A 12,052-nucleotide genomic window follows, 5' to 3' on the forward strand; every position below is an offset into this window, starting at 1 on the left:
GGCTTAGGCTTTCTTTGCGTCTTGCATTGCTGCGGCCAAAATACGGTGTACCAAAGGAACCTTGAAGGCATTCTCTTCGGTGGTCTTCGCGCCGGCCATCAGGCGGTCGGCCACGGCCTTGGCGCCGGCGCCCATCTGCTGCTCGGCGGCCTCGACGCGCCATGGCTTGTGGGCCACGCCGCCAACGGCCACGCGGCCGGTGCCGTCCGGCAGTATCACGGTGGCAACAGACACCAGCGCGAACGCATACGATGCGCGGTCACGCACTTTCTTGTACGCGTGCACGCCGCCCAGTGGTTTTGGCAGGGTCACGTAGGTGATCAGTTCACCTGGTTCGAGCACCGTTTCGATGTGCGGGGTGTTGCCCGGCAAACGGTGGAAATCGGCGATCGGGATCGTGCGCTTGCTGCCATCGGCGCGCACGGTTTCGACTTCGGCGTCCAGCAGGCGCATGGCCACGGCCATGTCGCTCGGGTGCGTGGCGATGCAGGCGTCGCTGGTGCCGACGACGGCCAGGTTGCGCGTGAAGCCGCCGATGGCGGCGCAACCGCTGCCCGGCTCGCGCTTGTTGCACTTTTGCGCGGTGTCGTAGAAGTACGAGCAGCGGGTGCGCTGCAGCAGGTTGCCCGACGTCGTTGCCTTGTTGCGCAACTGGGTCGAGGCGCCCGACAGCAGGGCGCGCGACAGCACGGCGTAATCCTTGCGCACGCGCGGATCCGATGCCAGATCGGTATTGCGCACGAAGGCGCCGATGCGCAGGCCACCGTTGGCGGTTGGCTCGATCTTGTCGAAGCCCAGTTTATTGACGTCGACCAGGGCGCCCGGGGTTTCGATCTCGAGCTTCATCAGGTCGAGCAGGTTGGTGCCGCCGGCGATGAAACGCGCGCCTGGCGTGCGGGCCACGGTTTGCGCGGCCTGTGCAGGCGTGGTGGCGCGTTGGTAAGTAAAGACCTTCATGCTTTGACCCCTCCGACTTCCTTGATGGCGTCGATGATGTTGGAGTAGGCGCCGCATCGGCAGATATTGCCGCTCATGCGCTCACGGATTTCTTCCACGGTCATCTGTGGCTTGGCGTTGAGGTCGGCCGTGACGTGGCTCGGCATGCCGGCGCGAATTTCTTCGATCACCGACACGCTGGCACAGATCTGGCCCGGGGTACAGTACCCGCACTGGTAGCCATCGTGCTTGACGAAGGCAGCCTGCATCGGGTGCAGTTTGTCCGGCGTGCCAAGGCCCTCGATCGTCGTGATCTTGGCGCCGTCATGCATGATTGCCAGCGACAGGCACGAATTGATGCGGCGGCCATCCATGATGATGGTGCAGGCGCCGCACTGGCCCTGGTCGCAGCCTTTTTTCGAGCCGGTCAGGTGGAGGTGCTCACGCAGCGCGTCGAGCAGCGTCGTGCGCGTGTCGAGTTCGAGCGTGACATCCTTGCCGTTGACGTTGAAGGAGACGCCGACCTTGACCGGCTCCGGGTTGGCGGCCGGGGCGTTGGCAGCCGTCTGCGCGTTTGCGCCCGGCATTGCAACGGCCGAGGCCGATACCGCGCCGGCGATCAATACATCGCGCCGGGACAGCTTGATTTCCCTGAATTGTTCCATGTTTGGAAGTTCCTTCTATACAGTACGTTGTTCACCATGATGCTGGCGTCGATACGATGGCGCCGCCCAGGCGAAAAGAAATGACAAGATAATGAATTGATTTTATGTCAGCTCGCGTGAAGGCCGCGCTCCCTTGAAACCTGAAGCATTTTGGTTTAATAGCCATGTTGAGAGTACGTGTTTAAATCCAGTGGCGCAGCTCAGCCACTAACACCCGGGTTGCTCCACGTAGTACAATCCGGGCGGCGCGGGCATGGCGAAATTGGTAGACGCATCAGACTTAAAATCTGCCGCCGTGAGGCGTGCCGGTTCGATTCCGGCTGCCCGCACCACGAATGATCCTGGCGCTTCACAGCGCCGATGCACGAACCCTGGCGCGCACCCCCCAACCATCCAGGTAGGGCAAGCGCAGCTCAGCGGTCTCGTCTGCATGGTGTAGCATGCCATTCGGCACGGCACCAATACCGCCGCATCACAATATTCCCCCGTACGACTCGCAAGGACCCGAATTGAATATCACGATCAACGACGAATTGCGCTCTTTCGTCGATCCACTCAGCCCGATCGAACAAGCCGCGCTCGAGCGCAGCCTGCTTGCCGAAGGTTGCCGCGATGCATTGGTACTCTGGCGCGATACGCTGATCGATGGCCACAATCGCTACGAACTGTGTCAGAAGCACGGCATTCCGTTCCGCACCGTCCACAACAACACCTTCGAGTCGATCGAGGACGTCATGCTGTGGATGATCGACAATCACCTGGCGCGCCGCAGCGTCTCGGACTTCCAGCGCGGCGTGCTGGCGCTGAAGAAAAAGAGATCGTCTCGGCCCGCGTGGCCGAGCGTCCCGCCGATGAGGCAGCCGATGCCGATGCTGCGCCCGATGCCTCATCGCCGCCATGGAACACGCGCGAAGACGTCGCGCGTGCGGCGCGCGTGTCGAGCAATACGATCAGCCAGATCGAACGCATCCAGAAAGCGGCGACGCCCGAGCTGCGCGAAGCCGTGCGCACTGGCACCATCTCGATCAATGCCGCCGCCAACGTGGCGCAGTTGCCCGAATCGGCGCAACTGGCCGCCGTGGCCGGCGGTCGCAAGGAATTGCAGCAGGCCGCGCGCCAGGTGCGCGAACAGAAAAGTGCGGCCCGCCCGCGCAAAGAGAAAGAAGTGGTCGATCCGGCCGACGAGCTGGCCACGCTGCGCAGCGAACGCGCAGCGATGAAAGACCGCCTGGCCACGCTGCTGACCGAAAACGAACGCCTCAAACAACGCCTCGTCAACGCCGGTCTCGGCGCCGACTGAACCTCGCCACGTCCTCAAGGAGCCAGCCCCCATGCCCACGTCACGTTCGTTCACGCCGGCATTGCTCGGCTTGCTCCTGATCGGCGCCGCCGCGCCATCGCTTGCCGTCGCGCCCAGGAAGACACCGATCGCGGCCACCAGCGCGCAAGCTGCGCCGAGTGCGGCCACGGTCGCGCGCTGGAAAGCAACGGCCGAGCGCGTGACGATCATGCGCGACAAGTGGGGCATTCCGCACGTGTTCGGCCGCACCGATGCCGACACCGTGTTCGGCACGCTGTACGCGCAGGCCGAGGACGATTTCAACCGCATCGAGCTCAATTACATCAATGCGATGGGGCGCCTGGCCGAAGTCGAGGGCGAGGCCGAGATCTGGCGCGACCTGCGCATGAAGCTGTACGTCCAGCCGGCCGCCATGCAGGCGCAATATGCAGCCAGTCCCGCCTGGCTGCAGAACCTGATGAAGGCGTTTGCCGATGGCCTGAACTATTACCTGTACACGCATCCCGAGGTCAAGCCGAAGCTCCTGACCCACTTCGAGCCGTGGATGGCCCTCACGTTCAGCGAAGGCAGCATCGGCGGTGATATCGAGTCGATCGAGCTGGCCGACCTGGCCGCGTTCTATGGCAAGCGGCCGGCGGTGGCGCAACTGAACACGCAACGCCAGGATTCGCGCGGCTTCGCGCCGGAACCGCGGGGCTCGAACGGCTTTGCCATCGCGCCAAAACTGAGCGCCAATGGTCACGCGCTGCTGATGATCAACCCGCATACATCGTTCTACTTCCGGCCCGAAGTACACATGGTCAGCGAAGAGGGCCTGAATGCCTATGGCGCCGTGACCTGGGGCCAGTTCTTCATCTACCAGGGCTTCAACGACAAGCTGGGCTGGATGCACACGTCCGGCGGGGGCGACGTCATCGACGAATACCTGGAAACGGTCGTCGACCGCAACGGCGAGTACTTCTATAAATACGGCAAGCACGAGGCGCCGATGCGCAAGGTCGCGATCGCGCTGCCGTACAGGATGCCCGATGGGACGATGGCCAGCCGCAGTGTCACTGCCTACTTCACGCACCACGGCCCGGTCGTGCGCGCCGAGAACGGCAAGTGGGTGTCGGTCAAGCTGATGGACGACCCGCTCAATGCGCTGACCCAGTCGTACACCCGCACCAAGGCGCGTGACTACAGCGCCTTTTACAAAGCCATGGAGCTGCGTACCAATTCGTCCAACAACACCGTGTATGCCGATGCGAAGGGCAATATCGCTTACTTCCACGGGAACTTCATCCCGAAACGCGACCCGCGCGTGGACTGGACCCGCCCGGTGGACGGCAGCAATCCCGCCAACGAATGGCAGCGCCTGCACGAGATCGACGAGACGATTACGCTGTTCAACCCGGCCAGCGGCTACATCTTCAACACCAACAACTGGCCCTGCACGGCGGCCGGCCCGAGCAGCCCCAAGTGCGCGAACTACCCGTCGTACATGTGGTCGCTGCCCGAGAATGCGCGTGGCCGCAATGCCGCGCGTGTGTTCAAGGATGCCAAGGGGCTGGATATCGACGGCCTGATCGCGGCCTCGTACGACACGCGCCTGCAGGCATTCGAGCCGCTGGTGCCGGCCGTTATTGCCGACTACGACGCCTTGCCGCCGGAAGACCCGCGCAAGGCGGCGCTGGCCGAACAGATCGACGCACTGCGCAGCTGGAACATGCGCTACGCCATCGACTCGATCCCCACGTCGCTCGCCGTCTACTGGGGCCAGGACCTGGTGGCCCAGCATGGCGCGCGCGCAAAAGGCGAGGCGATCCCGCCGGTCGACTACATCGCCCAGCGCTTGACCCCGGCGGACCGCCTCGACGGCTTGCTGCGCGCGTCGGACAAACTGACGGCCGACTTCGGCGACTGGCGCACGCCATGGGGCGAGATCAACCGCTTCCAGCGCCTCTCGGGCGCGGTCGACCAGCAATACGACGACAGCAAGCCGAGCATTCCGGTGCCGTTCACATCGGCCAACTGGGGCTCGCTGGCATCGTTCGGCATGACGGCCAAACAAACGACGAAGCGTATCTACGGCGACCGCGGCAACAGCTTCGTCGCTGCCGTGGAGTTCGGCCCGAAGGTGCGCGCCAAGAGCATCCTGGCCGGCGGCCAGAGCAGCGATCCCCGCTCGCCGCACTTCAACGATCAGGCCGCCATGTATGCGCGCGGCGAGTTCAAGGACGTGCTGTTCTACAAGGAAGATATCGAGCGCAATCTCGAGCGGAGATACCATCCGGGCAAGTGACAATCCGGTGGTGATGGCGCTGGCGATCCAGGTTGCCGGCACGCTATAATCGCAGCCTTCGTCGCATCGGATAGACAGGCAGGACAGGGCAGTGGCCAAACTTTATTTCAGGTACTCGGCGATGAACGCCGGCAAATCGACGGCCCTGCTGCAGGTCGCGCACAACTACGAAGAGCAGGGCCAGCAGGTCAAGCTCTACACGGCAGCCATCGACAACCGCTACGGCGTCGGCGTGATCACGTCGCGCCTGGGCGCGCAGCGGCCCGCTGAAATCTTTCACGCGGACACCAACTTTCTCGACCAGGTCGAGAACGTCGCCTGCCTGCTGGTGGACGAGTCGCAATTCTTGACGGCGGCCCAGGTCAGCCAGCTGCACCAGCTGGCCCAGCTGCGCGGCGTGCCCGTGATCTGCTACGGCCTGCGCAGCGATTTTCGCGGCGAACCGTTCCCCGGCTCGGCCTATCTGCTGGCGCTGGCCGACGATATCGAGGAAATCAAGAACATCTGCACCTGCGGCAAGAAGGCGACGATGAATATCCGCGTCGACGAGCAGGGCCGCCGTATCCGCGAAGGCGAGCAGGTCAGTATCGGCGGCAACGAAAGCTACCGCCAGGCGTGCGGGCGCTGCTTCTACGCACGCTGACACGATGCTCGGCGGCTGCAGCGCCTGGCTCCCCGCCGCCGCCTGCGCCATGGCAGTCGCGTCGCTCGACATCCTGATCTACCTGATTCCGTCGGCGGCGCTGGCCTTCCTGTTGTGGATCGCCTCGGCCGCCCACCCCGTCTTTTTCTTGTTTACCGCTGCCGGCACGCTGTGCCACGAACTGGCGCATTTCTCGGTGGGCCTTCTCACCAATGCCGAGCCGGTCGGGATGAGCGTGCTGCCGCGCCGCATCAAGCGGGCCAAGGGCAGCAAGGCCGGCGGGCACAACTGGGAACTTGGCTCGGTCACGTTTGCCAATCTGCGCTGGTACAACGCGGCGCCGGCCGCGCTGGCGCCGCTCCTGGTGCTGTTCGTGCCGCTGGGCGTGGCCTGGTGGCGCACGCGCCACGGGCTGGCCTTTGAACCGGTAGACCTGGCGCTGATGGTGTTTCTGGCGCCGCAGTTCCTGTCGTTCTGGCCGTCGCCCGTTGACTGGAAGCTTGCTGCCCGCTCGTGGCCATGGGCGCCGCTGCTGATCCTGGTCGGTCTGGTCTGGTATTACGGCGACGCGCTATTGACGCTTGTCAAAGGGTAAATACAAGAGTGTGAGCAGGCTTACGGCAACCTTAATTGTCAGCCTTTGCGGCGCCGCAAGCGGGTCAGGCCGGCGCTAACACGCTGATCTACCTGTAGAATGAACCGAAAAGCGCGGTATGGCAGGTTTGCCTTGCGCCATGCCGCAACCGCAACAGGAATCCCGTTCGGAGAATCGCAGAATGAAGAAGCACGTGCTCCTCGCCGCCATGGCGTTTGCCATGTCCGCCCATGTGGTGACCGCGCAGCCCGAGAAATCCGCTGCCGTCGCAACGCCACCGGTTCCGGCCAAGCCCGCCGATTCGGCGAAGTCTGCTGCCAAGCCCGCCGGCAAATCCGCCACCCCGGCCATTCCCGCTGACATGAAGCCGATCGCCGCCCAGACCCAGGCCGCGCTGTGGGCCTCGCGCGTTCTGGGCCGCTACCACTACAGCCCGGTCCCGCTCGACGACGCGATGTCGGCCAAGATATTCGATAAATACTTCGAAGGCCTCGACAGCGAAAAACTGTACTTCGTGCAGGCTGACCTCGACAGCTTCGGCGCCCTGCGCACGAAGATGGACGACGCCATTAATAACGAAGACCTGAGCGCGCCGTTTTCGATCTACAACATGTACCAGAAGCGCTTCGGCGAACGCATGGCGTACGCGCGTAGTCTGCTCAAGGGTAACTTTGACTTCTCGACCGACGAGACGATGCAGCTGGACCGCGAAAAAGCAGCGTGGGCCAAGAGCGAAGACGAAATCCACGATCTGTGGCGCAAGCGCGTCAAGAACGACTGGCTGCGCCTGAAGCTGGCCGGCAAGGACGATAAATCGATCCGCGAAACGCTCGACAAGCGCTACGAGAATTACGTCAACCGCATCGGCAAGCTGAACAACGAAGACGTGTTCCAGATGTTCATGAACGCGTATGCCACCGCCATCGAGCCGCACACCAACTACCTCGGTCCGCGCTCGGCCGACAACTTCGATATCGCGATGCGCCTGTCGCTCGAAGGCATCGGCTGCGTGCTGCAGTCGCGCGACGACTATACGATCATCCGCGAAGTCGTGCCTGGCAGCCCGGCTGAAAAGTCCGGCAAGCTCAAGGTGGGCGATCGTATCGTCGGCGTCGCACAGGGCAATGCACCGTTCACGGACGTGCTCGGCTGGCGTCTGGACGACGTGGTCGCGCTGGTGCGCGGCGAAAAGGGCACCACGGTGCGCCTGGACGTGATTCCGGGCGACGGCGGCGTCGATGCCAAGCACGTGAGCGTCTCGATGGTCCGCAACAAGATCAGCATGGAAGAGCAGGCCGCCAAGAAGTCGATCATCAAGGTCAAGGAAAACGGCGTCGAGCGCCGCATCGGCGTGATCGCGCTGCCGACCTTCTATCAAGACTTCGAAGGCCGTCGCAAGGGTGAAAAAGACTTCCGCAGCGCTACGCGCGACGTCGAGCGCATCCTGGTCGAGCTCAAGAAAGACAAGGTCGATAATGTCCTGATCGACTTGCGCAACAACGGCGGCGGCTCGCTGACCGAGGCCGTCGAACTGACGGGCCTCTTCATCGACAAGGGCCCGGTCGTCATGCAGCGCACGGCGGAAGGCCGCGTCGAAGTCGAAAGCGATGTCAAGGCCGGTCTGGCATGGGATGGCCCGATGGGCGTGCTGATCAACCGCGGTTCGGCCTCGGCGTCCGAGATTTTTGCGGCGGCGATCCAGGATTACGGTCGCGGTATCGTGATCGGCGAGCCAAGCTTCGGCAAGGGCACGGTTCAGACGTTGATCGACCTCGACCGCTTCGCACCGGGTGAAAAAGCCCGCTACGGCGAGCTGAAGATGACGATCGCCCAGTTCTTCCGCATCAATGGCGGCACCACGCAGTTGCGCGGCGTGACGCCGGACATCAAGCTGCCGGTCATGACCGACCTCGACAGCTTTGGCGAATCGTCGTACGACAATGCGCTGCCATGGGTGGCGATCAAGCCGGCCAATTACATGCCGGCGGGCGACCTGAAGGAACTGGTGGCGCCGCTGCAGCAACGTCATGAAGCGCGCATCGCCAAGGACAAGGACTTCCAGTTCCTGCAAGAAGACATTGCCGAAGTGCTCAAGCTGCGCAAGGAAAACGTGATTTCGCTGAACGAAGCCGTGCGCCGCAAGGAGCGTGACACGCAGGATGCCCGCTCGAAGCTGCGTGAAGCCCGTTTGGGTGGCACGTCGGCGACGCCGGACGAACCTGCCAGCGGTCCGGGCAGCAAGGAAAAGCGCGCCGAAACGCCGGATCCGACCAAGGCCAAGAAATCAGTGGTTGCCGTGCGCGGAACGCCGCGTCAGGATGATGGCCTGCAGGCAGACGAGCGCAATCTGCAATCCGAGCTGGCAGCAGAGAAGGCGGCCAAGGATGCCAAGGACGTGATGCTGCAAGAAGCCGCCAACATCCTCGCCGATGAGGTGGGCATGCTCAAGACGGACACACGGATGGCATCGCGCGTGATGCCGTACATGGTCGTCGCACCAGCGGGCGGTGCTGTCAGTACCAACGTCAAGTAAGCGTTGCATTCCTGGCGCGACGATGTCGCGTCATACAAATAAAGGCTGCATCCTCCCGGGTGCGGCCTTTTTTTCATTCCCACCGCAGGGTTCAAGACTGATAGTGACAAAATAATACGAGAATTGTCATAAAAGTATTTAGGTTGCCTGATGGATCGTGAACATTCGGTTTTCGTTTATTGCTCGATATCTAGGTCTATATGCTCAATTCAAATAAATAGTGGAATGAATTAACTGTTTAGTGGTGGAAATATAGTGCGCACGGTTTGATTCCGACCAGTAGTTAGCTTTCCGTAACGCATGCTAGGATGGCTTCGTGCTTGCAAAAAGAATAATTTTTACTTTCCTAGGAGTTACTTTCATGTCAATTCGCCACCTTGTTGTTGCTTCGCTCCTGATCTCTGCCGGCGTTGCCCAGGCTGATGTCGTGTCTTCGGCTTCGCAGCCTGCGTTCCAAAGCGGCTGGACCTCGGGCAATGGTTCCAGTGTTATTGGCTCCGGCGTGCTCGGCAGTGGTGTCAGCCTGGTTGGCGGCATTGCCCACAATGCGAACACGGACCTGACGTCGGTGCTGGTCGGCAAGGCCAGTGCCAGCCTGTCGCAATCGGAAGCCCAGAAACTGTTTGTGCAGCAAGGCATTGACGCCAGCTACGTGCTGAGCGCCGGTAACGGCTTGCTGGCAGCACGCTTTGGTAACTCGGCAGCCGTCATCAACGATGGCGACGGCGTCAAGATCGTGCAAGGCCAAACCGGCCAGAGCGGCAGCGGCGCAACGTCGCCAGCGGCTGGCAGCGCGGCTGGCGGTGGTGCGGCAGTTGGCGGTGGTAGCGGCGCTGGCACCGGTTCGGCCGGCGGCTCGGCTGGCGGCGGCGCCAGCGGTGGCAGCGCCCCAGTTGCCGGTGGCAGCGGCAGCGTCGACGTGAGCCTGCCGCCTGTCACCGGCGAGACAGGCGGTGGCAGTGCAACCCAGCCAGCCACGGAACCAGTCGCCGCGGTGCCCGGCGTCGATCCGGCCTTGATCCTGCCAAACGAGATCAATGAAGTTCCTGAACCAGGCACGATCGGTTTGATGCTGGCAGGTCTGGCTGGCGTGGGCATGATCGGTCGCCGTCGCAAGGCCAAATAAGTCTCTTGACATGGGATGCAGGGCAGCTTTATACGCTGCTCTACCGCTATGGCGCCAGCCTGGTCTGGCGCCATATGCATGTTGGTGCTGGTGAAACGGTACCGGATTTGTCAGCCTTGAATGCCGCAAACACACGTTTTGATGGTGTTTCGTCATTGTCTGGCAGCAGGCTTGAGGCCAAAAGCCGACACATTTTAATTCCTTGAGTCAATTTTTATTCTTTCTGGCATAGAATCTACGCTGCAAGAATTTGACCAAGGAACGGTATGGCACGGCCAGAGAAAGTGCGTCTCGGCGAAGTATTGATGCAGCAAAAGCTGTTGAGTGAAGAACAACTCCAGCAAGCCCTTGCGGACCAGAAGCGTACTGGCCGCAAGCTCGGGCGGGTTTTCGTCGAGAACGGCTTTGTTACCGAGGACCAGATTTCCGGCGCACTGGCGCGCCAGCTCGACATCCCGTACATCAACCTCAAGTTCTACAACATCAATGCCGACCTGGTGCGGCTGTTGCCCGAGACGGCTGCACGCCGTTTTCGCGCCCTCGTGCTGGAAGACCGCGGCGACGCCATGCTGGTCGGCGTGTCCGACCCGACCGATTTGTTCGCCTACGATGAAATCGCGCGCCTGATCAAGAAGGGCGTCGAGCTGGCCGTGGTCAACGAGACCGAAGTGCTGGGCGCGATCGACCGCATCTACCGCCGCACCGGCGAGATCACGGGCCTGGCGCGCGAAGTCGAGGCCGACCTGGGTGACGTGTCCATCGACTTCGGCGCGCTCGCGGCCAACCCGGGCCTAGAAGAAGCGCCGATCGTCAAGCTGCTGCAGTCGGTGTTCGACGATGCCGCCCAGGTCCGCGCATCGGACATTCACATCGAGCCGCAGGACGGACGCCTGCAGATCCGTTTTCGTATCGACGGCGTGCTGCACCTGCAGACCGAGGCCGACCTGAAGGTGGCCACACCGCTGGCGCTGCGCCTCAAGCTCATGGCCGACCTGGACATCTCCGAAAAACGCCTGCCGCAGGATGGCCGCTTCGCCGTCAAGGTGCGCAACCAGCGCATCGACGTGCGTATCTCGACGATGCCGACGCAGTACGGCGAATCGGTCGTCATGCGCCTCTTGAACCAGGGCGGCACGAATCTTCGGCTGGACGCCATCGGCATGCCGGCGCGCCTGGTCGAGCGCTTCCGCGCGATTGTCGCGCGTCCAAACGGGCTGGTGCTGGTCACCGGGCCGACGGGTAGCGGCAAGACCACGACGCTCTACAGCGCGCTGGCCGAACTCAATTCGGTCGAAAAAAAGCTGATCACGGTCGAAGACCCGGTCGAGTACCGCCTCTCGGGCATCAACCAGGTGCAGGTCAACGACAAGATCGAACTGTCCTTTGCACGCGTGCTGCGCTCGGCGCTGCGGCAAGACCCGGACATCGTGCTGGTGGGCGAGATGCGCGACCAGGAAACGGCGCAGATCGGTCTGCGCGCCGCCATGACGGGTCACCTGGTGCTCTCGACGCTGCACACGAACGACGCGGCCAGCACGCCGCTGCGCCTGATGGACATGGGCGTGCCGCGCTACATGGTCGGCGGCTCGCTGCAGGCCGTGCTGGCCCAGCGCCTGGTGCGCGTGATCTGCGAAAGCTGCACGGTCGACTACCAGCCGGCCGCGAACGAAGTCGAGTGGCTGCGCTCCGAACTGAAGGAGCTGGCCGCGACCACGCGCTTCTTCCACGGCAAGGGCTGCTCGCATTGCAACGGCACCGGCTACCGGGGCCGTACCGGCGTCTATGAATTGCTGGAGATGACGCGCGCCGTGACCGAGGCCGTCAACCATCCCGATCCGGGGCACTTCCTGAAAGTGGCCCAGGCCGAAATGCGCGGCGACACACTGCGCCGCCATGCAGTGAGCCTGGCCGTGCAGGGGCGCTCGACGATCTCCGAGGCAATGCGGGTCAGTAACCAGTTCGACGACTGA

Annotated in this window: 8 protein-coding genes, 1 tRNA gene and 1 pseudogene; 8 read left to right on the top strand and 2 right to left on the bottom strand. The window is 62.8% G+C overall.

Annotated features, from left to right (window positions below; translation table 11 throughout):
* Positions 1-3: 3 nt before the first annotated feature.
* Both ACZ0AJ_RS06935 and paoA read right to left on the bottom strand, forming a co-directional pair.
* A complete protein-coding gene (locus tag ACZ0AJ_RS06935; RefSeq protein WP_499453430.1) occupies positions 4-957 on the bottom strand; it encodes an FAD binding domain-containing protein in 954 nt (317 codons plus the stop codon).
* Positions 954-1,601 carry an aldehyde dehydrogenase iron-sulfur subunit PaoA gene (gene paoA / locus ACZ0AJ_RS06940; protein WP_183551712.1) on the bottom strand — a complete coding sequence of 216 codons (648 nt, stop codon included), beginning with the start codon at positions 1,599-1,601 and terminating at the stop codon, positions 954-956. Before paoA ends, ACZ0AJ_RS06935 begins: the two co-directional genes overlap by 4 nt.
* A gap of 247 nt (positions 1,602-1,848) precedes the next feature.
* Here paoA and ACZ0AJ_RS06945 point away from each other — a divergent pair.
* The 8 genes and pseudogenes from ACZ0AJ_RS06945 (at position 1,849) to ACZ0AJ_RS06980 (ending at position 12,052) form a co-directional block, all read left to right on the top strand.
* Positions 1,849-1,933 (top strand) — tRNA-Leu (locus tag ACZ0AJ_RS06945).
* 177 nt (positions 1,934-2,110) lie between these two features.
* Positions 2,111-2,901: pseudogene (locus ACZ0AJ_RS06950) on the top strand (ParB N-terminal domain-containing protein).
* Between the two features lie 31 nt (positions 2,902-2,932).
* Positions 2,933-5,185 carry a penicillin acylase family protein gene (locus ACZ0AJ_RS06955; protein WP_499454333.1) on the top strand — a complete coding sequence of 751 codons (2,253 nt, stop codon included), beginning with the start codon at positions 2,933-2,935 and terminating at the stop codon, positions 5,183-5,185.
* A gap of 91 nt (positions 5,186-5,276) precedes the next feature.
* The gene (locus tag ACZ0AJ_RS06960) at positions 5,277-5,828 is read left to right on the top strand and encodes a thymidine kinase (protein ID WP_499453436.1); all 552 of its coding nucleotides are present in this window, start codon (positions 5,277-5,279) and stop codon (positions 5,826-5,828) included.
* A 4-nt stretch (positions 5,829-5,832) separates the two neighbouring features.
* Positions 5,833-6,423, top strand: coding sequence for a hypothetical protein (locus ACZ0AJ_RS06965; RefSeq protein WP_499454335.1), 591 nt, complete (start codon positions 5,833-5,835; stop codon positions 6,421-6,423).
* A gap of 181 nt (positions 6,424-6,604) precedes the next feature.
* A complete protein-coding gene (locus tag ACZ0AJ_RS06970) occupies positions 6,605-8,956 on the top strand; it encodes a carboxy terminal-processing peptidase (protein WP_499454337.1) in 2,352 nt (783 codons plus the stop codon).
* A 361-nt stretch (positions 8,957-9,317) separates the two neighbouring features.
* On the top strand, positions 9,318-10,082 hold the full coding sequence (locus ACZ0AJ_RS06975) for a PEP-CTERM sorting domain-containing protein (protein ID WP_499453439.1): 765 nt from the start codon (positions 9,318-9,320) through the stop codon (positions 10,080-10,082).
* A gap of 266 nt (positions 10,083-10,348) precedes the next feature.
* Positions 10,349-12,052: a GspE/PulE family protein gene (locus ACZ0AJ_RS06980; protein ID WP_499454340.1), complete on the top strand. Its 1,704-nt coding sequence runs from the start codon at positions 10,349-10,351 to the stop codon at positions 12,050-12,052.

It is taken from the genome of Telluria sp. AC161, assembly GCF_979258535.1.